Origin of the sequence: Amycolatopsis samaneae, assembly GCF_039541975.1 — a bacterium.
Classification (GTDB): Bacteria; Actinomycetota; Actinomycetes; order Mycobacteriales; family Pseudonocardiaceae; genus Amycolatopsis; species Amycolatopsis samaneae.
In genome coordinates this window covers 35268-57157 of record NZ_BAABHG010000031.1, presented here as the reverse complement: position 1 = coordinate 57157, position 21890 = coordinate 35268, and the positions used below count along the sequence as shown (strand labels likewise).

At 68.6% G+C, this 21890-nt stretch carries 21 protein-coding genes and 1 pseudogene; 9 read left to right on the top strand and 13 right to left on the bottom strand.

Going from position 1 to position 21890, the window contains the following annotated elements:
* Positions 1-800: 800 nt before the first annotated feature.
* Positions 801-2159 (bottom strand): hypothetical protein, encoded by a 1359-nt coding sequence (locus tag ABD987_RS43935; RefSeq protein WP_345408876.1) that lies wholly within the window; start codon positions 2157-2159, stop codon positions 801-803.
* 391 nt (positions 2160-2550) lie between these two features.
* Between ABD987_RS43935 and ABD987_RS43930 the strand changes: the two genes are divergently transcribed.
* Both ABD987_RS43930 and ABD987_RS43925 read left to right on the top strand, forming a co-directional pair.
* Positions 2551-3372 (top strand): S1 family peptidase, encoded by an 822-nt coding sequence (locus tag ABD987_RS43930; protein ID WP_345408874.1) that lies wholly within the window; start codon positions 2551-2553, stop codon positions 3370-3372.
* A gap of 248 nt (positions 3373-3620) precedes the next feature.
* Positions 3621-3905 (top strand): annotated as a pseudogene (locus ABD987_RS43925) (cytochrome P450); the annotation flags it as partial.
* 271 nt (positions 3906-4176) lie between these two features.
* On the opposite strand, the gene ABD987_RS43920 reads toward ABD987_RS43925, so the two are convergent.
* From ABD987_RS43920 to sigK, 6 genes are all read right to left on the bottom strand, one after another.
* Positions 4177-4635, bottom strand: coding sequence for a peroxiredoxin (locus tag ABD987_RS43920; RefSeq protein ID WP_345408872.1), 459 nt, complete (start codon positions 4633-4635; stop codon positions 4177-4179).
* 60 nt (positions 4636-4695) lie between these two features.
* Entirely contained in the window at positions 4696-5484 is a 789-nt protein-coding gene (locus tag ABD987_RS43915; RefSeq protein ID WP_345408870.1) for a DUF1365 domain-containing protein, read from the bottom strand.
* 116 nt (positions 5485-5600) lie between these two features.
* Complete coding sequence (locus ABD987_RS43910) at positions 5601-6275, bottom strand: fasciclin domain-containing protein (RefSeq protein ID WP_345408868.1); 675 nt, start codon at positions 6273-6275, stop codon at positions 5601-5603.
* A gap of 103 nt (positions 6276-6378) precedes the next feature.
* Positions 6379-7932 (bottom strand): molybdopterin-dependent oxidoreductase, encoded by a 1554-nt coding sequence (locus ABD987_RS43905; RefSeq protein WP_345408866.1) that lies wholly within the window; start codon positions 7930-7932, stop codon positions 6379-6381.
* Between the two features lie 42 nt (positions 7933-7974).
* Positions 7975-8712: an anti-sigma factor gene (locus tag ABD987_RS43900; RefSeq protein ID WP_345408864.1), complete on the bottom strand. Its 738-nt coding sequence runs from the start codon at positions 8710-8712 to the stop codon at positions 7975-7977.
* Positions 8709-9305: an ECF RNA polymerase sigma factor SigK gene (gene sigK / locus ABD987_RS43895; protein ID WP_345408862.1), complete on the bottom strand. Its 597-nt coding sequence runs from the start codon at positions 9303-9305 to the stop codon at positions 8709-8711. Before sigK ends, ABD987_RS43900 begins: the two co-directional genes overlap by 4 nt.
* 222 nt (positions 9306-9527) lie before the next feature.
* On the opposite strand from sigK, the gene ABD987_RS43890 reads away from it, so the two are divergent.
* Entirely contained in the window at positions 9528-10118 is a 591-nt protein-coding gene (locus tag ABD987_RS43890; protein ID WP_345408860.1) for an RNA polymerase sigma factor, read from the top strand.
* A gap of 225 nt (positions 10119-10343) precedes the next feature.
* Here the strand turns inward: ABD987_RS43890 and ABD987_RS43885 are convergent, their stop codons facing one another.
* Together ABD987_RS43885 and ABD987_RS43880 are read right to left on the bottom strand one after the other, a co-directional pair.
* The gene (locus tag ABD987_RS43885) at positions 10344-11603 is read right to left on the bottom strand and encodes a class I SAM-dependent methyltransferase (protein ID WP_345408858.1); all 1260 of its coding nucleotides are present in this window, start codon (positions 11601-11603) and stop codon (positions 10344-10346) included.
* Positions 11604-11697: 94 nt separating this feature from the next.
* Positions 11698-12963, bottom strand: a complete 1266-nt coding sequence (locus tag ABD987_RS43880; RefSeq protein WP_345408856.1) for an NAD(P)/FAD-dependent oxidoreductase — start codon at positions 12961-12963, stop codon at positions 11698-11700.
* A 204-nt stretch (positions 12964-13167) separates the two neighbouring features.
* Between ABD987_RS43880 and ABD987_RS43875 the strand changes: the two genes are divergently transcribed.
* From ABD987_RS43875 to ABD987_RS43855, 5 genes are all read left to right on the top strand, one after another.
* Positions 13168-14481 (top strand): class I SAM-dependent methyltransferase, encoded by a 1314-nt coding sequence (locus ABD987_RS43875; RefSeq protein WP_345408854.1) that lies wholly within the window; start codon positions 13168-13170, stop codon positions 14479-14481.
* A complete protein-coding gene (locus ABD987_RS43870) occupies positions 14478-15269 on the top strand; it encodes a DUF1295 domain-containing protein (RefSeq protein ID WP_345408852.1) in 792 nt (263 codons plus the stop codon). The genes ABD987_RS43875 and ABD987_RS43870 overlap by 4 nt, the downstream gene beginning before the upstream one ends.
* Before the next feature lie 131 nt (positions 15270-15400).
* Entirely contained in the window at positions 15401-15760 is a 360-nt protein-coding gene (locus tag ABD987_RS43865) for a sigma factor (RefSeq protein ID WP_345408850.1), read from the top strand.
* A complete protein-coding gene (locus tag ABD987_RS43860) occupies positions 15712-15960 on the top strand; it encodes a sigma factor-like helix-turn-helix DNA-binding protein (RefSeq protein ID WP_345408848.1) in 249 nt (82 codons plus the stop codon). Before ABD987_RS43865 ends, ABD987_RS43860 begins: the two co-directional genes overlap by 49 nt.
* Positions 15961-16158: 198 nt before the next feature.
* Entirely contained in the window at positions 16159-16416 is a 258-nt protein-coding gene (locus tag ABD987_RS43855; RefSeq protein WP_345408846.1) for a hypothetical protein, read from the top strand.
* A gap of 641 nt (positions 16417-17057) precedes the next feature.
* Here the strand turns inward: ABD987_RS43855 and ABD987_RS43850 are convergent.
* From ABD987_RS43850 to ABD987_RS43840, 3 genes are all read right to left on the bottom strand, one after another.
* Entirely contained in the window at positions 17058-17933 is an 876-nt protein-coding gene (locus tag ABD987_RS43850) for a recombinase family protein (protein ID WP_345408844.1), read from the bottom strand.
* A 262-nt stretch (positions 17934-18195) separates the two neighbouring features.
* Positions 18196-18537, bottom strand: coding sequence for a hypothetical protein (locus ABD987_RS43845; protein ID WP_345408843.1), 342 nt, complete (start codon positions 18535-18537; stop codon positions 18196-18198).
* Positions 18538-18786: 249 nt separating this feature from the next.
* Positions 18787-19758 (bottom strand): helix-turn-helix transcriptional regulator, encoded by a 972-nt coding sequence (locus ABD987_RS43840; protein WP_345408841.1) that lies wholly within the window; start codon positions 19756-19758, stop codon positions 18787-18789.
* Positions 19759-19809: 51 nt separating this feature from the next.
* Between ABD987_RS43840 and ABD987_RS43835 the strand changes: the two genes are divergently transcribed.
* On the top strand, positions 19810-21156 hold the full coding sequence (locus ABD987_RS43835; RefSeq protein ID WP_345408839.1) for an FAD-binding oxidoreductase: 1347 nt from the start codon (positions 19810-19812) through the stop codon (positions 21154-21156).
* Positions 21157-21191: 35 nt separating this feature from the next.
* On the opposite strand, the gene ABD987_RS43830 is transcribed toward ABD987_RS43835, so the two are convergent.
* Positions 21192-21620 carry a hypothetical protein gene (locus tag ABD987_RS43830; protein ID WP_345408837.1) on the bottom strand — a complete coding sequence of 143 codons (429 nt, stop codon included), beginning with the start codon at positions 21618-21620 and terminating at the stop codon, positions 21192-21194.
* Positions 21621-21890 lie beyond the last annotated feature (270 nt).

Sequence of the window (21890 nt, the reverse complement as noted above, 5' to 3'; positions counted from 1 at the left end):
GGCGCTCAAGCCGTGACGCTCGGCCGAGTGCGCGGCGCTGGTGGTATCCCCGATGGGCTGAACGACCGTTGACATGGCCGGTGCCGGACGAGGAAGTGCCATGGATTTGAGACTAATCATGGGTGACTCGGACATGAGACGGCAGCGAAAGCCCCGGTCATACAAGATCAACATGTCGTAGCCGGAAAGACCCTACATTTACTTGTAGGGTCTCGCGGCTGATGTCGTAATCTCACGGGAGATGTCGTACGCAGGTCGTATACGCCAAGATCGTGAGATTTGTTCCCGACTCAAGTTGATGTTCGGCTGGCCAGCCCATCTCCCTTCGCCATGACGGGGCCTGCTGGAACCCCGGCGAACACGCCTCCAAACGCCCGCAGGGGTCGACCTAGGCTCGGCGAGGTCAAGGCACGGCCAGGAGCGCTCCTCGTGCGTGCGCCCAGCTGGCGCACTCGTGGCGCGCGGCCCACCGCCATGTCCGCACGCGACCCCGCCGGTCCTGCGTTCTGGACCACGCCGCTGTGGCTCTGTCCAGTGCAGGAAGGGGGAACGGTCATGGTCGGGCACGAGCCGGTGGATCTCGTGGAGGAGTTCGGGGAGGGCTGGTGTTTCACGCTGGTGCGTGATCTGCCACCGGAGCAGGCGGTGTCGCAACCGCCGTCCTCGACCTCGGAACCCCGATCACCACGAACCTGCGCCCCTGGGTCGGGTAGTCCGACAGGCGCACCGCGGCGAGCGGCCCGGCCCGTACGGGGTGAAGCCCGCCCGAGGCACCCGGCGAACGCGCGGGTGTGATCGGACTACCGTGTTCGTGATGCTGCCTCGTGCGCTTCGAGAGCGGCCACCCATTCCCGGGCCTCGTCAGCGCGATGACGCAGGACCCACCACAGCCGCGGCACCAGCTTGCCAGGCGCCGAGACTCCGTCCTCGCGTAGCGTCGCCACGAACTCCCGCTGGGTGTAGTTCTCCACCGGCTCGCCGAGCCGGTCCAGCGTGGCCAGCGCGGCGGCAAGGAGATCGAGGAACTGCCCGAAGTGCGCCGAGTTGGCGTTGAACACCGGGGCCCTGCCCGCCTTCACCGAGGCGGTGTTCACCGCCGCCCACAACTCGAGCGCCCCGTAACCCCAGGAACCCGATCGATGCTTCCGCTGCTCGGGCATGTGCTCTCCGAGTGCCTCGGCGAGCCCCCTGTCGACGGCCTTGCGGGTCGTGTACCTGGCCTCGTGCTGGGCCGCGGCGTGCTGAATGGACGTCCACGGCACGAAGTCGGTATGCCAGTAGGCATTCATAGCCGTGAACAAACCCCGCATCAACGGCGCCAGCCCATCACTCCCAGAAGCATCCAGCGCGGCCACCGGGCTATCGCCGACCCGCCCCTCAACGGGCTCGGACTCGGGGAGAGCATCGGCGGGTTCACCGATCTCGTCGGCTCGTTCGGACATCGCCACGCCGAGCGATACCAAGGTCACGTCCAGGCGGGCAAGCAGTTGCTGCTCCACGGGCACCGGAACGACAGCCGGCTGTCCGGTCGCCGCCGCGAGCGCGAGCGTATGCACCTCGCCGGCCCGAAGCCGCGCCGCCGAGGACAGGGCGATCTTCTGCTGCATCACCGCCTGTCTCTGATCGGGCAGGACCCGCTCGATCCCGATCGCCTCCAGCTCGGCGATCACCTGCTCGACCACCGCGGCGATCTTCGGATCATCCATCGCCTCCAGCGCGTCACGATCGCCGCGGTGCAGCTCGACCAGCGCGGCACGCAACTCCTGCAGCGACCACTCCGCGATCCGCGCGCCGTCACCGACGATCAGATCGGTGATCTGCTCCGCGACCCGGTCGCTTGTCACCTCGCCATCCAGCAAGACCGCGAGCACCCCCGCGTCGAGAACAGGCCGCTCGTCGAACTCGGCGGGCAACACGACCTCCGCGGGCACATGCGGCACCGCCCCGCCGAAGTACCGCGCGGCCAGCCCGGCATGCCGGCCGCGCAACGCGCGCACGGCCTGGACCGGGAGCTCCAGCACCACCCTGCCCGGCTCAGCCGGGTCCACCCGCACCACCAGCCGCGCCCGACAGCTCTCAATCCCCAGAAACGCTCGCGCGCCGTGGGGCAGTTGCCCCTTGCCCCGCACGTCAACACGAGCGGACAACACAGCAGCCACGGCCGAAGAACCAGAGGGGACAACACCAGGAGAGCGGGGCATGACGCCACCTTGCCCCACCCCAACCCTGCGGGCCACCACCCGGCGTGGGGGGTTCACGCAATCGTAGGGGCTTCACATAGTGAAGTTTATGCTACTTACAGTAGGCAACGTAAAACTCCGGCACCGTTTGCCCCATTCGGGACCGCCGCGGATAGCCGGATGCGACCCCGGGGCCTGCCCACGCCACACGCCAGCACGCGGGCCGCATCACCCTCGTCGCCGTCGCGCGGTGTCCACTTCGGAGCGGGGGCTGGCTCTACCTGCGAGAGGCGTGCTGACCGGATGTCCCAGCCGATCTTGATCGCGGAGACTGGGCGTGTCCGGAAAGCCGAAGAAAGGGACACCGTTCGTGTTCACATTGAAGTCCACGCGCCGACGTGCGGCGGGAGTCGTCGCGGTGGCGGTCGCCGGCGCGGCGTGCGCCACCCTGCTGACGTCAGGCAGCGCCGAAGCCATCGTGCGGGGCAAGGACTCCACACAGCACTACTCGTTCATGGCCTCGATCCCGGAGACGGTGAACGGGACCGGCCAGCACGGCGTCTGCGGGGCATCCCTGATCGACCCCCAGTGGGTGGTGACGGCGGGCCACTGCGTGGACCCGAGACTGGTGACGCCGGACGGCACCGTCCGCATCGGCAGTGAGTTCCGATCCTCCGGCGGAACGGTCCGTCACATCGCGAAGACCGTGACGAACCCCGGCTACCTGCTGACCGACGAGAAACCGTACAACCAGAACGACATCGCGCTGATCAAGCTCGACCGTCCGGTCGCCGAGCGACCCGTCCGCATGGCGCGGCCCGGCGTGCCCGGTACCCCGACCCGGCTCCTCGGCTTCGGCACCGTCCTCGACACCAACGACACCTCCAAGGCGGTGTTCGCGGAACGGCTCCAGGAACTCGACACGCGCCGGGGCGCCGACGCCGAGTGCGCCCCCGGCTACGCGAGCCGGAGCCGGCTGTGCACGGTCAGCCCGAAGCCGGACGCCATGGCGTGCATCGGGGATTCCGGCGGCCCGCAGATCCGCCGCGGATTCGATGGGCGATGGGAGCTGATCGGGACCACCTCCGGCCCCGGCAGCTCGCGCCCGACCTGCGCGGGCGGGCCGGGCCTGTACAGCAACGTGTCCGCCTTCTCCGGCTGGATCCGGCGGACGATCCACGCAAACCGCTGAGTGCCTAACGCTCTTATGACTATGTCCGCGAGGTTTGGCTCTGGTTCGGGTTTTGTGGTGTGGTGACGGTGCGTGTCTGTGGGCTGGGGGGACGTCCGCTTAGCGGCATGATCGACATCGTGTTGGTTTGTGTGTTCGGAGCTGGACCTGCGGGCCGGGAAGTTGTTGCTGGACTTAGCGAACGTCGTGATCACCGAGGTGCGGGTCGAGGGTGAGCGATTGCGCGTCACGGTTCGATCCGACGCTGGCGGAGCGGAGTGCTGGCACTCGGCTATTCGGCTAACCGGGACCCGCGAGCGTTCGAGAACCCGGACGAGTTCGACATCGAACGCGGCGCGCGCCACAACGTCGCGTTCGGGTTCGGTCCGCACCAGTGTCCGGGCCAGAACCTGGCCCGGATGGAGCTGCAGATCGTGTTCGACACGCTGTTCCGTCGCGTCCCCACCCTGGAACTGGCGGTGGATGTCGACGAGCTGCCCTTCAAAGACGACGCGAACATCTATGGCCTCTACCAGCTCCCGGTCACCTGGTAGCGGACGAACCGCCATCCACCACAGAAGAGAAGGACCATGAGCCAGGCCCGTGAACCGTCCACAACGGACAGATCCGCCGACACCTCGAGTAGCGAGACCGGACCGCGCCTGCCGGATCAGGAAACCCACCCTGCACAACCCAAATGCAGCGATCGCCGGGCGATTGTTGGTTTGTGGTCTGCGTGCCGGGCGGCGATCTGGACGTCGCGGAGGTCGACACCGGCATCGAGCATGGTGGTGACGAACGGTGACTTTGGTTGGTGTTCAGGTATCAGCGTTTGGTGGTTTCTCGTAGTGTGGCGAGGGCGTGGTCGGCGTGGTGGTGCATCCGGAATTCACTGCGGATGACGTCGATGATCCGGCTGTCGGTACCGATCACGAAGGTGCGCCGTTTGACCGGCAGCGGGCCGAATCGGCGCCGGACCCCGAACCGGGAAGCCACCTTACCATCCACATCGGACAGCAATGGGAAGTCGAATCCGTTGATCTGGGCGAACTCGCGCTGGCTGGAGACCGGGTCGGCGCTGATGCCGACCGGTTGTGCGCCCAGCTGGGCGAATTCACCGCCGAGGTCGCGGAAGTGGCAGCTCTCGGCGGTACAGCCTCCGGTCATCGCGGCGGGGTAGAAGAACAGGACGACCGTGCCGCTGCTGAGCAGTCCGGACAGGGTCACGATGGTGCCGTCCTGGTCGGGCAGGCCGAAATCGGCAACCACGTCGCCGGGTTTCATCGGTGGGTTCTCCTTGCGGTCGGCCGTGGGCGCCACGTCAGTCGGTGTGGCGAAGCGTAGTCATTTTCCGTTCGGGGCGCGGCGCGCATGCGGGCGGGGCCTGATCGGTGTCCGGCGTACCCACAGGGCGATGCCGTGCCGCCGGATCAGCGCCGATACGCGCTGCGGCAGGAACGGCTGTGCCAGGAGGAGTTTCACCACTTCGGTGGGGGTGGCTGCGCGGCGGGTGCCGCGTAGGCCCGCGACCAGGGTGGTGTCGCCGCCCTGGTTCAGGGTGATGGTGATCGCGAGGCGGGCGCCGGGGCGGGGTACCCGCATCATGTAGTCGCCGTCGGGGTCGAGGAACGGGGAAACATAGAACTGCTTGGGCGTTCTCGCGTGCCCGTCGGCGTCGGGGATCAGCAGGTAGCAATGTCGTTGGTGGTAGGTGTTGTGGACTTCGGCGACGACGCAGGCGAGCATGCCGTCGGGGCGGTGGCACCAGTAGAGCGTGATCGGGTTGAACACGTAGCCGGCGACGCGGGCGTGCGTGAGCATCAGTACCTGGCCGCCGTCGAGGTCGATGCCGTGCCCGGCGAGCCAGTGGTCCAGGTTTTCCCGGATGGAACGGTCTGGTGAGCCGAGGTGGTCGGCGGCCCGGAACCGGGCAAAGGGCGCCAGCCACCACGGCAGTCGTGGCAGGTTGTCCGGATCGACCAGCCACAGGTGGATCCGGTGGGTGAAGTCCCGGGCGGGTGCGGTGCGCCGAAGATGCCGGATTTCGGCGGTGTACAGCGCGGGAGCGACGTGCGTGTCGCACCGCCCGGTCGTCGCATTGTCCACAGTAGACCATGAGTCGGGACCTCGCATGGCTCGTCTCCCCGTGGTTGGTGTCTGGTACGGCTGATGCGCACCGGGCCGGAGCCGAGGGGTCTCCGGCCCGGTCACGCGATTCACACGGCTGGGCCGTGCCGGCCGTGGGAGGGCTACTTGTTGGTGCCAGGGGTGAGGACCTTGTCGATGACGAAGACGGTGGCGTTCTTGGTGGGGATGTTCCCGCAGAGGATCTTCGCGCCGTTGACCGTCATGTTCTCACCGGAGCCTTCGATCTTGACCGGACCGCCCGCGGTGTTCAGGCTGGTGACGGTACCGGCGGTGGCGAGACCCTTGGCGTCGTATCGCTTTCCGGTGACGTGGTACTGGAGGATCGGGGCGAGCTGGTCGGGATGGGCGGCCAGTTCCTTGAACTTCGCGTCGCCGAGCGCGTCGAATGCGGGGTCGGCGGGAGCGAAGACGGTGATGGCCTGCTGGCTGTTGAGGGTATCGACCAGGTTGGTGGCCTTGACCGCGGCGACCAGCTTGGTCAGCAGGGGGTTGGTCGAGGCGGCGCTGGCAACCGGCTGCGGTCCCATCGAGTCCAGGCTGCCGGGCGCGTTGCCCTGCGGCAGCTTCGAACACGCGGGGCCGAACACGTCGGCATTGGTCGTCATGCCGTCGCCGGACCCACCGCTGGGCATCGGCGAGGACATCGGACTGGAGGGCGCGGAAGGCGGGGCGCTGGTGGTGCTGCTGCCCGAGGAGTTGCCGTCGTTGCCGCAGGCCGCGATGGACAGTACCGCGACCGCCGCCGTGGCGGTTGCGGCGATTCGAGCCTTGTTCATGGTTTCCTCCATTGTGGACCGCGACTCGTTTGTCGAATCGCGCTTCTATCTGGTCATCGTTGCCACGGCGGGGCTGGATTGCCCCCGTTCGGATGTTGTGGGTTCACCTGGTGGTGAAGGTGATGGAGTGCCAGCCGGTGGCACCGTCGGGAACGGTTCCCGCGCGTTGGTCGGTCTGGGTGTATCCGGATTTGTCGACCGCGCGGCAGGTCACCTGGTGGGTGCCGGGTGTGACGGTGAATTCGGTCCACCACATGCGCCAGGTGTTCGGGCCGACTTCGGTCGAGAGCGTCGCGGTCTGCCAGGTCTTGTTGTCGAGCCGGACTTCGACTCGGTCGATGCCGGTGTGCTGGGCCCAAGCGATACCGGCGATCCGCACGGTTCCGGCGGGAACGGTGTCGAACCCTTTCGGGGCGTCGATGCGGGATTCGGTTTTGATCGGTGCTTGCTGTGCCCAGCCGCGTTTGAGCCAGTAGGCCTGGCGTGCTTTCCAGGTGGTGACTTCCAGGTCGACGACCCATTTCGTCGCCGACACGTAGCCATAGAGTCCGGGGATGACCAGGCGTGCGGGGAAACCGTGTTCGATCGGGAGTGGTTCGCCGTTCATGCCGATCGCCAGCATCGCCCCGCGAGACGGGTCGAGCGCCGCGGTGAGGGGACTTCCGGAAGTCCACCCGTCGACACTGGTGGAGAACAGCTGCTCCGCGCCCGGCTGGATCCCGGATTCCCGCAGCAGGTCGGCGAGGTCGACGCCGATGAAGTTCGTGGTGGACACGTAGGTTCCGCCGACCTCGTTGGACACGCACGTCATGGTCACCGTGCGTTCGACCAGCAGCCGGTTCCGAATGTCGGTGTAGCGGTAACGCATCTCGTTGCCGACCATGCCGTGCAGCCGCAGGCTCCAGTCCTCGGTACGCACCTGCGGAACCGATAACGCGGTGTCCACCCGGTAGAAGTCCCGGTTGGCGGTCAGGAAGGTAGGTGTGCCGAGTTTCGCGAAGTCCGCGTCCGCGGGGATCGCCGGGGCCATGCGGGCGGGTATGAGCCGCCCGATGGCTGCGCGCGAGGACGCGGCGTCCCGGGTTCCGGCCAGCAGTTGCCCGCCGGCTCCGGCGGCTCCGGCGCCGACGGCCACACCTGCCCCGGCGAGCAGGACGGTCCTGCGGGAGACCGCTGCTCGGTCGCTGTCGTGGTTCGTGCTCGCCGCGGCGTGGGTACGTGCGAGACGGTGCAGCCCCGCGAAGGTTCCCACCCCGGCCACCAGGCTGGCCGTCGGCGCGAGCAGCGCGACCGGGGGCAGGTCGGGGCGCTCGTACACCGCAACCAGCCCGGCGAGCCCGAACATGGTGATCACCACGATGCCCGGGAGCGGGCGGCGGCGGGAGGCGATCCCCGCCGCCGCGGACACCGCCACGAGCACGAGCGCCATGCCGGAGAGCAGCACCAGTTTGTCGTAGGTGCCAAACGTGCGAACGGCGAAGTCCTTCAGCTCCACCGGTGTCAGGTCGATGGCGGCGTTGCCCACCGCCAGATACGGCGAGGCGTTGCTGGCGATGAACCCGGCCACGAGATGACCGGCGGCCAGCGCCACCGCCAGGGCGAGCACTCCCAGCAGCGCGGCCTCCCACCACGGGAGCCGTTGCGGTGGATGGTCCATGATGACGTCCGTTTCGAGGGAGAGCCGTGCGGGAACGGCGGGTCAGGAGAGCGCGAGCATCGCCACGGCTGGCGATGTCGGGTGGGTCGAGCCGCCCGCCGGTTCGACCGTGATACCGACGCGGTCGGCGCCGGGAGGGATCGCGGCGAGCATCGGCTCCGGCCGCTGGGTGGTGCTCGGGGGCAGCAGCCCGGCCGAATGCGGCCCGTCGGGCCCGATCAGCCAGACCTGGTAGGCATGCGCCGGGTCGATGGCGGGAAAGCCGGTGGCGAACATGACGAGTTTGCCCTGGCCGCGCGAGCGCACCACGGTGGTTCCGTCGGCGACGCTGCCGGGTGTGGTGTTCCTGATCGTGACCGCGTCCGAGGCGGTGAGCACCGAGCTGATCGCCGTCTGTTGCCGCTGCGCGGTGTCCAGCCGCTGTCCGGTGTCGGCGGTGACCACGCCCAGCACGGTGACCGCGGCCGCCGCGGCGGCCGCGCCGAGCAGCGCGATTCGCAACGGCCACGGCCGCGCCACGGTCGGCTCGGTCCGTCGCCTCCGTATCGTCGGTGGTAGCTGGCGGGTCTGCGTGATCCGGGCCAGCACCGTCTCGCGCAGTTCGGGTGGTGGCGACGTCGTGGCGGCCGCGCCCAGACGCGCGGCGGTTTCCTGGAACTCTTCGGTTTCCTGCCGGCAGGTCGCGCAGCTGGACAGATGCTGCTCGAACGCGGACTTCTCCGGCTCGGGGACGGCGTCGAGCGCGTAGGCGCCGGTCAGGATGTGGACGTCGGCGTTCACTGGGCCACCCCCATGCAGTCACGCAGCCGGATCAGGCCGTCCCGGATGCGGGTTTTCACTGTTCCCGTCGGCGTGCGCAGTACATGGGCGACCTCGTCGTAGGTGTAGCCGTTGTAGTAGGCCAGCACGATCGACTCGCGCTGCAGTTCGGTCAGCGCGGCGAGACAGCCGCGCACCCGCTCGCGTTCCAGGCTCGTCAACGTCGACTCGGCGACCTCGTCGAACGGGCGTCGTGGTTCCAGCCGCCCGGCCCGCTCCTCGCGGTCGCCGGCCGCGTGCCACGAGCGGAGCCGATCGATCGCACGCCGGTGCGCGATTGTCATCACCCACGCCAGCGCGTTTCCCCGCTCGGGTGAATAGCGCGTGGCGTGCCGCCACACCTCCACCAGTACCTCCTGGGCCACCTCTTCGGCTTGGGCCCGATCCCGCAGCATCCGTACGGCCAGTCCCAGCACCGCGCCGGCCACCCGGTCGTAGACGCGGGCGAACGCGGCCTCGTCGCCGGCGGCGACCTGGCGCAGCAGGTCCGCGAGATCAGGTTCTGTCCCGCGCGCACGATCTTCGTGCGCGGAGAAGCTCACGCGCTTGCCCATACGTGTCCTCACCACCCGCGTCGGCCCCCGGCGGACCAATGCCTCCATCAGTACTTCGCGACCAGGGTGCTGTCCGGATTGGTCATGACGACACACCGATTTCCAACCCGAAGAACTTCACAGCTGCGGCGTGAGGACTTCCGTGGTCCAGTGTCTTCACCGGACAGACGGACATCCCGGACGTGGAAGGATGCGCATGGGCTGCCGGGAAAGGCACGGACGATGACTGTCCCGAATAGGGTGCAGACCCCTTCGCCTACGGTTCGGCGCGACGAGAACTATGACGACGCCACGTTGGTCGCGCGGGCTCGTGACGGGGACACCCGCGCCTACGAACAGCTGGTCTCGCGTTACCAGGTCCCGATTTTCGGCCTGGCGACGCGTATGTTGCGCGACCGCGGCGACGCGGAGGACACCGTCCAGGAGGTGTTCCTCAACGCGTGGCGGCACCTGGACCAGCTGCACGACGGAGCCGCGTTCCTCGGCTGGCTCTGCCGCGCTACCACGAACCGGTGCCTCAACACACTGCGCGCACGACGCCCCGTCCGCCGTGAGGACTTCGACCAGCTTCCTTCACCACACGCCGCCCAGCGGCCGGACCACGCCGCGCAGACCAGCGCCCAGCTCGCGGCGCTGCTGGCCGCGCTCGATCAGCTGACCGCCGACCAGCGGGCCTGCTGGCTGTTGCGTGAAGTGCACGGACTGTCCTATGCGGACATCGCGGCCGCAGTCGAAACCAGCGCGACCGCGGTACGCGGACGTATTGCCCGGGCACGCGCCCACCTCGCGGAGGCGATGACACCATGGCGCTGAACCACAATCCGAACCCGTTCACCGCACCCGGTGGCAGCCACACGGAGACAGCCGGGCCACCGGACCCGGATCAGCTCGCTCTCCTGCTGGCCACCGACGAAGACTCGCCCTCGGCGGGTTTGACCGATCGCATTATGACCGCGATCCACGCCGAACTCCGCCACACCCACCCGGCTCCCTGCTTTCGCCAATCCGATCGAAGCGGGGCAGACCCGTGCGAGCAGATCACCGGGTCTTCGTCATACCGAACTGCCAGACGTTGAGATAGTTGCCGCGGAATCCGGCTTCGGAGTAGGCCAGGTAGAACTCCCACATCCGGCGGAACGTCTCGTCGAAACCGAGCGGGGTGATCCCCGGCCACCTGCTGAGGAACCGTTCCCGCCACAGGCTCAACGTCCGCGCGTAGTGCGTGCCTAGTTCCCGCCGCTGCTCGATCCGCAGCGCGGTGTGCGCGGCGATGGTCTGTTCGATGGCGGGGACGGACAGGAGCTGTCCGCCGGGAAAGACGTACTTGTGGATCCAGGTGTAGGAATCGCGAGTGGCCAGCATCCGGTCGTGGGGCATGGTGATCGCCTGCAACGCGAACCGGCCGCCGGGCACCAGAAGCCGGTCGACGGCACCGAAGTAGGTCCGCCAGTACTCGGCGCCGACAGCCTCGATCATCTCCACACTCACCACGGCGTCGAAGTCGCCTTCGGCCTGCCGGTAGTCGCGCAACAGCACCTGTACCCGGTCGGACAGCCCGGCCTCGGCGACCCTCCGCAGCGCCAGATCACGCTGTTCGCCGGAGATCGTGATACTGGTGACCAGCGCGCCGCGCCGGGCGGCGCGCACCGCCAGTTCTCCCCAGCCGGTACCGATCTCCAGTACCCGGGTTCCTTTGTGGACGTCGGCGAGGTCGAGGATCGCGTCGATCTTGCGGCGTTGCGCCCCGGCCAGTACGGCACCGCTGTCCTCTCCGGCGGTAGGGGCCTCGAACCACGCGGAGGAATAGGTCATGGTCTCGTCGAGGAACTGGGCGAACAGCTCATTCGACAGGTCATAGTGCCGGTGGATGTTGTGCCGCGCACCGTCCACTGTGTTGCGTTCGGTACGCGGCTGCCGCGCGTCCACCCAGCGACGCAGGGCCTGCAGGGGCGGGGGCACCAACAACGCCATCCGCTCGGCGAACGGGGTGAGCAACTCGGCCAAGTCGGGCGAGGACCAGTCCCCGGCCATGTAGGACTCGCCGAAGCCGATCTTGGCGTCGGCACCCAGCCGGTGGAAGAACGTGGCCGGCCGTTCGATCCGCATGACCGGGGCGTCCGGTCCGCCCGCGCCGAGCCGTTCCCCGCCAGGCAGGCAGATCCGCACCGGCAGCCGCCGGACCGCGAACCGGAACAGCTTCTCCGCGGCGAACGCCCGCAGCGGAGAGTGCGGGACCACGGCGAGTTCGCCCCTTGGCCCGCCACTGCGGGGCGGGGCGGGCATGGTGTTCGTCCTCATCGGACTTCCTCCTCAGAGGCATGGCGGATACGGAACATCAACACGCGGGGCAGTCCTGTGGTCGCAGGACGGGTGTCGCGAAGACGTCCGGCTCTCATGTCCAGGACGCCCCGAACGCCTCCGCCGCGCGCACGCCCGAGGCACAGCCGTCCTCGTGGAATCCCCAGCCGTGGTAGGCCCCCGCGTAGACGGTGCGCGCGGTGGCCAACTCCGGCAGCCGTCGCTGGGCCGCGAGCGAATCCGGCGTGTACACGGGGTGGTGGTAGACCATCCTGGCGAGTGCGCTGCCGTCCGCGACGCGATGGGTGGCGTTGAGCGTGACCAGGTAGTCGACCGGTTCGGTCAGCCGCATCAGCCGGTTCATGTAGTAGGTGACCTGCACTCGATCCTGGCCGGCGGCGCAGGCGGGTTTGCGGTAGTTCCAGGACGCGCGCGCCCCGCGCGCGGTGGGCAGCGCGGCGGCGTCGGTGTGCAGGACGGTCTCGTTACGGGAATAGCCGAACGCGCCCAGCACTTCCCGCTCGGCGGGGGTCGGGTCGGCTAGCATCCGCAGTGCCTGATCGGCGTGCGTGGCGACGACCACCCGGTCGGCCTCGTGGAGGTGACCATTCGCGTCGTGCAGGTGGACGCCGTCCGCGTGCCGGCGCACCGACCGTACCGGCGTCGACAGGCGCACGGCGGCCAGTTCCTTGACGACGCGTTCGGTGTAGCGGCGGGATCCGCCGACGACCGTGCGCCACGTCGGTGACCCGGTCACCGACAGCATTCCGTGGTGGCGCAGGAAAGTGAACAGGTATCGGGCCGGGTAGCGCATACCGGCCTGCTGGTCGACCGACCACACGGCCGACACCAGCGGCAGCGCGAAATGGTCGATGAAGTAGCGGGAGTAGCCGCCGTCGGCGAGGAAATCGCCGAGGGTGACGTCCTCGGCTGCGGACCCGGCGAGGACTCGGTGCGCGTGCCGGTGAAAGCGGGGGACCTCGCTCAGCATCCGCAGGAAAGCCGGATTCGTCACCCGGGCCCGCTGCGCGAACAGGCCGTTCAGCCCGCGTGCCCCCGCGTATTCCAGACCGCAGCCGTCACAGCGCACGCTCATCGACATCTCGGTCTCCTGGGTGACCACGCCGAGTTCGCCGAACAGCCGTAACAAGTTTGGGTATGTCCGTCCGTTGTGGACGATGAAGCCGCTGTCGATCCCGATGGTGCGGCCGTCGCCGGTGCACACGTCGTGCGTGTGGGCGTGCCCGCCGAGCCGGTCGTCCGCCTCCAGCAGCAGCACCTCGTACCGGCGGGCCAGCAGGTAGGCGGCGGTCAGCCCGGCCACCCCGGCGCCGACCACCGCGACCCGCTCCCGGGTCATCGGGCACCCGTCCGGCGGGGCGAGGTAAAAGTTCGTCGAGTACTCACACCACCTGATCGGGACAGCGGCCAACCCCGGCTGGTTAAATGTGATGTGCATCACAATTGTGGTCGGCGGTCAATCCTCCGGGACGAGCCGCGTCGATGTACCTGGTGCGAGCGCACATCGAAACCACCGGAACGCCGGTGTGGAAGGGGAACAAGGGTGGCGACGTGGCAACGGCCGGGCGACGAGGGTGTCGCCGGGATACTGGCCGGGCTGGCCGAGCGGTACCTCGGAGCGGCGCTACCGGTGGGACTGGTGGCATGGGACGGCAGCACCGCCGGGCCACTCGACGGCCCCCGTGTCGTGGTGCGGCACCGGCGGGCGTTGCGACGTCTGCTCTGGGACCCCAGCGAGCTCGGTCTGGCCCGCGCCTTCGTCGCGGGCGACCTCGACGTCGACGGGGACCCCACCGACGGTTTGCGGTGCTGCTGGGCGCTGGTGCGCGACGGGCGGGCTGGGCGCCCGCGGCTCACCGTCGCTGACCGGCTCGCCGCGGTGAAGATCGCGGCGAGGCTGCGGGTGCTGGGGCCCCGTCCCCGGCCACCCGCCGAAGAGGCGCGTACCCGGGGACGGTTGCACAGCCTGGCGCGAGACCGTTCGGTCATCGCGTACCACTACGACCTCGGCAACGACTTCTACGAGGCCATCCTCGACCCCACGATGGCCTACTCCTGCGCCTACTTCCATACCCCGGACCAGCCGCTGGCCGAGGCGCAGCGCGCCAAGCTCGACCTGATCTGCCGGAAGCTGGATCTGCGGCCCGGTCAACGGCTGCTCGACGTCGGCTGCGGATGGGGATCACTGATCCTGCACGCCGCCGAGCACTACGGCGTCCACGCCACCGGCGTCACCCTCTCGCAGGAGCAGGCCCGGCTGGTCCGCGAGCGAGCCTCCGAGCGCGGTCTCACCGACCGGGTGGACGTCCAGTGGTGCGACTACCGTGAGCTGTCCGGCACCCCGTTCGACGCGGTCGCCTCGATCGAGATGGGTGAGCACGTCGGCGCCGCGGACTACCCGCGCTACGCCGGGATCCTGCACCGGATGCTCCGCCCCGGTGGGCGTCTGCTGCTGCAGCAGATGTCCCGCGCGCACGTCGCGCCGGGCGGCGGGGCGTTCATCTCGGCCTACATCGCCCCGGACATGACCATGTCTCCGGTGGGCACCACGCTCGGACACCTGGAGCGGGCCGGGTTCGAGATCCGCGACGTCCACGCGCTGCGCGAACACTACGTGCACACGGTCCGCGCCTGGGAACGCACGCTCGCCGAGCGCGTCGAACGGGTCACCGCGATCGCCGGCGCCGCGCAGGTGCGGATCTGGCGGCTCTACTTCGCGGGCGGCGCGCTCGCGTTCGAGGAAAACCGCATGGGCGTCAACCAGATCCTCGCCACCCGGACCACTGTGGACGGTTCCAGTGGGATGGCACCGACCAGAGACGGCTGGGAAGCCGGGGCGCCGGCGGTACCGGCATGACCGCGCCGGCGGCGAACCTGGCGATCACACTGGCCGTCACCATCGCGCTCTTTCTGCTCGTCTTCGCCGTCGCGGCCCGACGTGGACGCTACGACCTGATCGACAGCCTGTGGGGACTGGGATTCGCCATCGTCGCGATTGTCACCTTTATGCTGTCGGCGGGCCACGGCGCGATCTCGCTCCGGCTCACCGTGACGCTGCTGACCGTGCTCTGGGGACTGCGGCTCGCAGCGCACATCCACATCCGCAATCGCGCCAGGCCCGAGGATGCACGTTACGCCGCGATCCTGCGGCGTGCGGGAAGCCACCCGCGCCGGTACATGCTTACCCGGGTTTATCTGACGCAAGCCGGTGTGTTGTGGTTCGTCTCACTACCCATCCAATGTGGACAATACGCACCGGGGCCGCCTGGATGGCCGTTCTGGGCCGGTATCGCCGTGTGGACGCTCGGGTTCGTCTTCGAAGCGGTCGGCGACCACCAGCTCCGCCGGTTCCGCGCCGACCCCGGCAACCGCGGCCGCGTACTGGACAGCGGCCTGTGGCGTTACACCCGCCATCCCAACTACTTCGGCGACGCCTGCGTCTGGTGGGGTCTGTACCTGCTGGCCTGCACCACCTGGTACGGCGCCGCCACCGTGCTGTCCCCGATCGTCATGACCGCCTTGCTCGCCAAGGGAACCGGGAAACCGCTCCTCGAGCGCGACATCGGCGAACGCCGCCCCGGCTACGCCGACTACATCCACCGCACCAGCGGATTCCTCCCCCTCCCACCCCGGCGCGGACAGTGACGCGACTCCCCGCAGGCACCAGTACGCAAGCCCGCAGGGACCGATTTCCTGATAGCGCGGCGCCCCGCCGCGGCGCCTGGGGAAGGATCGAGCCTGACCGCCCACGCCTCGCTCCCTGCCCTGCGGATTGCGTGCTCGCCAAGCAGCACACTTCGCTGGAGTGGTTGCTCGCCAGGGTGGGAGCCGGTGACGAAAGTGCCTTCACCGACCTCTATCACCGGCTCACCGGCCCGATCTTCGCGACGACGCTGCGGTGCCTGCGTTCACGCACGCAGGCCGAGGAGGTGACCCAGGAAGTCCTGCTGGAAATCTGGCGCAAGGCGGCCGGCTTCCACCCCGGCCGGGGCAGCGCGCGGACCTGGGCCTTGACCATCGCACACCGCCGCGCGATCGACCGGGTCCGCACCGAACGGCAGACCTCGACCGCGCCACCCGAACCGGCTTGTTGGACCGGCCCCGGCCCTTCGACGTCGTCACCGAAACCCTGCTGACCGACCTCGACCGCGCCCAGGTCCACCGTGCGCTGGCCGTGTTGTCCGACCTGCAACGCGAATCGATCATGCTCACCTACCTACAGGGCTACAGCAACCGGCAAGCCGCGGAACGCCTGGGCATTACGCCCGGCACGCACAGGGCCCGGGTCCGCGACGGACTCGCCCGGCTCCGCGTCGTGCTGAGCACATCCCGCTGACCCGCGACGACGGCTGGACACGACTTCCCCGGCCCCACGACATGCCCGGGACCGGGGTCACCCACAGGCATGATCTCCCGCCACGGGACCTGTCGCCGCGGGCTTTCACTCCGAATTCCCCGTGATCGAACCGGAAACTCTCCGAGCACCTCCGGAACGATCGTGTCCCGTACTGGCTTGAGGAGAAGGAGAATCACCGTGAGCACATTTCGCCGTCGCGTACTCGTGACCGCCGCGCTGCCGGCCGCGGCGTTCGGATTTCTGCTGGCCGCTCCAGGCGCGGCATCCGCCGCTCCCGCACCCACACAGCCTGCCACGTCTTCGCCGGGCACCTGGCACGACCACCATCACCACGGCATCGGACTCAACCTACGACTGCTGCTGGGCCTGCAGATCATCGGCGGATGGCACGACGGAGACTGCGACTGGGACGACATGGCTCTCCACAACGGCTAACACGCCTCTGCGGGCACCTGCATCCGATCAGGGGTTCGAGTACCGTCACGGGGCCGTACTCGAGTCCGTGATCGGGCGGGCAAATGCTGTTCATTCTCATAAATCTTGGCGTAACCATAAACGACAGATCCGACCACATTGACACGCGGGGAGCCACCGGCCGCCGTGGCACCCAGCGCCGCTCCACGTCCTCAATCCGGCATTTGAGTGCGTTCGATAGCAGTCGCCATGATCGTTCCGCAAGGTGATTCTGGAGCATATTCCCCCGGTGGATCACCGGCCGTTGGTGGTCCACACGAACGAAGCCGCCCGGACTTGCATCAGGGGTGGCCGTTGCGGTGCATGTCTGGAGTGCGACAGGCCCGCCGCTTCGACTCGCGAAGGACAGGTCGTCGAGGAAGCGAGTGTCTCATGCAACCTGCCGCAGCCGTAGCGGACCAGCCGTGTCTCGGCACTGTCGAATGGGTGACCAGTCATCTCGAAGCGCACGGCCCGCTCCTCGTCCGCGGCACCACTCTTGCCGAGATCGTGTCCCGTGCGCGGACCGCCTTCCCGCTCGGCTCTCCGCACATCGAGCACGCCGATGTGGGGGTGGCACCCGAATACCCAGGAAAGGGGCCACTGGGTCGCGTAGATCCTGATCAGGAAGCTGCCTGCTCGGCGAGTGCACGGTAGAGCGAGGCGACCGAGGGGTTGCGGCCGGCGTTCTTGCCGGTCTTGATGGTGAGCTTCTTGGCGATCTCGGGCATGGGGGTGCCTTTGTCGCGCAGGGCGCGGGCGAAGAGGACGTCGTCTTCGTCGATGACCTTGGGGCGGCCGCCGTGGTGGCCTTTGGCCGCGGCGGCCTGTTGGCCTTCGAGGGTTTTCTCGCGGATGTAGTTGCGGTCGAGCTGGGCGGAGTTGGCGAGCACGGCGAAGAGCATCGAACCGACGCCGTGAGGGTCGTAGATCCCGGTCAGTGGTCCGGTGAGCAGTTCGAGCTGGATCCCGGCGGCCTGTAGGTCGGCGGCCAGGTTCATCAGCTCGGCGGAGTTGCGGGCAGGCCGTTTGTACTCGTGCACGGTGAAGATCACTGGCTGGTGTGGCGCGGCCTGTTTGATCTGGTGGGCCAGCGCGAGGGCTTTCTCGAATTCAGGGCGCTGCTTGACCCGGCTGGAGATCTTCTCGGAGAAGATGGTGCGGCAGCGGGCCTTGCGCAGGGCCGCGATCTGGATGTCGAGGTCCTGCTGGGCGGTGGAGCAGCGGGCGTAGCCGATTCGGATCGGATCACCGGGTTGCTCGACGCCTGCGTCGTCGACGGCGGGGCCAGGCGTCCACGGCGAGCCGGGGCGGCGGTCGGCTGGGACGGTGACGGCCAAGTCCTCGCGCAACGCGGGCACGAGCACGAAGCGGGCGGTGTGGTATTTCACCGCGACCTTGCCTGCCCGCGTCCGGCACACGCTGCCCGTGGCCGCCTCGCACTTGGGGCAGGGGTGCCGCTCGACGGCGGCCGCGGCCTGCTCGGACGTGAGTTCCATTCACGAATCCTTCTCAGAAAGGTGTTCTCACAACCCTAGTGTTCTGCGAAGGGTTCTGCGAATCGTGACCTGGGGATTCACGGTGCCGATCGGGTGGTTCTCAGAACTGTCACAACTGGTCATTTGTGAGAATCTACGGATGGCCGCTGCAGACGGCAGCCGCGTTCGTCGATGACTTCGATATGGCGAGCACCGTCGAGACCGGCGCCGGCGAGGTGTCCACGCTGGCCGGGCTGACCGAGGCGGCCCAGTACTCCCGAAGCTACGGCCAGGGGCAGGTAGGGCGTTGTAGCTGGTCAGCAGCGGCTCGGTGGTGAGGTCGACGTGGCGGGCCGTAGATGAGTTGACCAAGCCGCGTGCCACCGTCCGGACGGTCGGCGGACAGCGGGCCGCCGAGCAGGGCATCCAGGCCGAGATGGAGGTCAGACTTGCCCATCAACGCCTCGATGGTGTTCGCCCGCTGCTGTGCGGCGAGGTCGAGCATGCGCTGATATGACGGGCACAGCTGGCCGATCTGCTCGACGAACTCGGCCAGGCCCGCGGCGTCGGGGTGGTCGCGTTGCCAGCGGGCGAGCTGGTTCTCGAACGCGACATGCCCGTCCATCCCCTCGCGATAGACGCGCTCGACTCGGTCCAGGGTGGCATTATCGAGGCTGTAGGGTCGGGCGCCGGCCAGCAGGTGCTGTTGTTCGGCTGCGCGCCTTGGGGAAAGTCGCCGCGCCTGCCGCTGGTGAAGCGGCTGCCAGCAAAGCGGCAGCCGCCAAAGTGGTACCGAACAAACGAATTTTCATGCCGAACAGCTATACGGATACCCGGCAGCGACTCAGTGGTGCGGTGACAACGAGCCGACAGTTCATGTTCCGGAAGACGACATCAGGTTGGCGCCGAGAGAACGGAGGCGGTCGGTGATTTCGGCCGGAGCGTCCAGGGTGAACCCGGCGCCGAGCGCGGCGATCGCCGCGATGTGCTGGACCACCAGCTCCGGGGAGTCCGCACTGAGCCGGACCGAGCATTCCCCCGGCCCGGTGTCGGTGACCCCCCAGCGGAATGGGCCGAACACTCCGGCGCGCACGGCCTCGGCTGACATGCGCACGGCCATGACGGCGGTGTACCGGTAGGACGCCCGTGCGAACACCGTGGCGACGTAGTCGGCCGCGGTCTCGGCGGGCAGCTCGCGTGGGCTGAACCGCCGATGCGTGGCCAACGGCCGCTCGAGCCGGTCGATCCGGAAGGTCCGCCAATCATCCCGATCGACGTCGAAAGCTAGCAGGTACCAGCGCCCGCCGAATGTCACCAGTTCGCGTGGCTCGACCCGCCGGATGCTGGGGGAGCCGTCGCGGCTGCGGTAGTCGAACGACAAGACCTCCTGGTCACGGCAGCACGCGGCCAGCAACGCCAGCGTCGGCGGGTCGACCTGCGGCAGGCCCTGGTTCGGGATTGCCGTGGTGGTGCCGGTGATCGCGGCGAGCCGGGGCCGCAGCCGGGCAGGCAGCACTTGTTCCAGCTTCGCGAACGCCCGCATCGAACTGTCCGGCGCGCCCGCAGTGCTCCCGGCGGCGGTCACCAGGCCGATGGCGATCGCGATGGCCTCCTCGTCATCCAGCAGCAGGGGAGGGATATTGCGGCCCGACCGGAGCCGGTAACCACCGGCGGTGCCGGTCGTCCCGTCGACGGGGTAGTCCAGGGCCCGCAGCCGGTCGATGTCCCGCCGGACGGTCCGGCCGGTCACGCCGAGCCGTTCGGCCAGTTCGGTCCCCGACCATTCGCGTCTGCCCTGCAGCAGCGACAGCAGGCGCAACATCCGGCCCGGCATGTCCTTACTCACCCGACCTCCTTGCGGACATTCTATGTCCGCAAGGCTACTTAATGTGAGGCCATGACCAAAGCACTCACCACCAACGGCCCTGTCCTCCTCCCGGGGACGAACGGATTCGACGAGGAGGCCACCGGGTACCAGCTCAACCACCCGCACCGGCCGTCGCTCATCGCCGGTATCACCAGCACACAGGATGTGCGTGACGCCGTGGCGTACGCGAACCGCACCGGCGCCAAGGTCGCCGTGCAGTTCAGCGGGCATGGGCGTGGGGCCGGGCTGGAGGGCGGCGTGCTGATCAGCACCCGCCGGATGTCCGGTGTCCGTGTCGACCCGCAGGCCCGCACCGCGTGGGTGGAGGCCGGAGCGTCCTGGCAGCAGGTGGTCGACGCGACCGCGCCGCACGGCCTCGCGCCGCTGTCCGGAAGCTCACCCGGGGTCGGTGCGGTGTCCTACACACTGAACGGCGGAATCGGGCTGCTCGGGCGCCGATACGGGTACGCCTCGGACTGGGTGCGCCGCTTCGAGCTGGTCACCGCCGACGGCGGCGTGCAGGAGGTCACCCCTGGCTCCGAGCTGTTCTGGGCGTTGCGGGGTGGTGGCGGCAGCTTCGGCATGGTGACCGGGATGGAAATCGGGCTGGTGCCGGTCGCCCGGCTGTACGGCGGTGGGCTGACCTTCGATCTTGCCCAGGCTCCGGACATCATGGACGTCTGGCACGAGTGGACCCGCACGGTGCCGGAAGACATGACCTCGGCGGTGTCCGTGCTGTCCTATCCGGACGCTCCGATGTTCCCGGAACACTTGCGGGGCAGGCACGTCGCGCAAGTCCAGATCTCCTACGCCGGATCCGCCGAGGATGGTGCGCGGCTGGTGCGGCCCTTGCGGGCAGCAGGACCGGTCCTCGCCGACAAATTGCGTGAACTGCCGTTCGTGGAGTCGGGCGAGGTGTTCGACGAGCCGAAGCAGCCGCATCCCTACCGGTCGGAGCACCGGCTGCTGAACGGGCTCGACTCACAGGCCCTCGCCAAACTCGTGTCACTGGCCGGTCCGTCGGCCCCGGCGTTCTCGGTGATCGCGCTGCGGCATCTCGGTGGCGCACTCGCCCGGTCGCCCGAGATCCCGAGTGTGGTGGCGCACCGGGACGCCGCGTACTCCCTGCACGTGCTGTCCATCGTGGACAACGGAGAGGAGGTGGTTCGGCCGCTGCTGGAGGCGGCTATGGCGCTGGTCGCGGGGCAGGCGATCGGACGGTTGCTCGCCCAAAGCTTCGGGCCGATGACCGAGGACCACGTCCGGTCCGCGTTCGCCCCCGGGGACTGGCCACGGCTGACCGCGCTGAAAGCCCAGGTCGACCCGGACCGGCGGTGGCACGTCAACCATCCGATTCCCGGGCGGCAAACCGCGTGAGCAGCACGATCAGTTCGTCCCGGAACGCCGGCCGGTCACCGTCCGGGAAGTCGGCCAGGTACCGGTGAGTCAGCGATTCGGAGGCGGCGATCAGGAACCAGGCGGTCAGGCCTGTCCGGGGCGTCGGGCGGGAGGTTGAGCAGCAGGTCGGCGGCGCGGGCGATGACCTCGGCGCGGGTGCGGCCGTTGTGGTCGGCGGCGAGGAAGTGGCTGCCGATGGCCGTGCAGAAGGCGAGCAGGCTGCGGGCCTTAACCTCGTCGGGGTCCGGGCAGAAGGTGCCGATCATCTCGCGCAGCAGGTCCATGCGCTGGTTGTCCACGCGGCGCAGGCGCTGGGCGACCGCCTCGTCACGGCGTGCCCAGTCGCGGATGGCGAGGTTGATCGGCAGCAGGCGGTCGGCGGACAGGGTGAGCCGGCCCGCGAGGCAGACTTTGGCCCGCGCGTCGCCCTCGGCGCGTTCCACACGGTCCAGGACGTCGTCGATGCTCTCGTGTTCCCAGGCGTCCAGCAGCTCCGCCAGCAGTGCGTCGCGGTCGGCGAACTATCCGTAGAAGCCGCCCTTGGTCACGCCAAGCGCCTTGGCGAGGACCTCGACACGGACGGCTCTTCTCCCGTCAACGACCCCACGGCTGACCTGCTAGAACGTCGCTACCTTGCGGCTGGCCGTAGCTCTAGGCGTACCTAAGCCGCCAGGTCAGTGGACTACAGCTCAGCTACCTGCCCCCTGACCGTA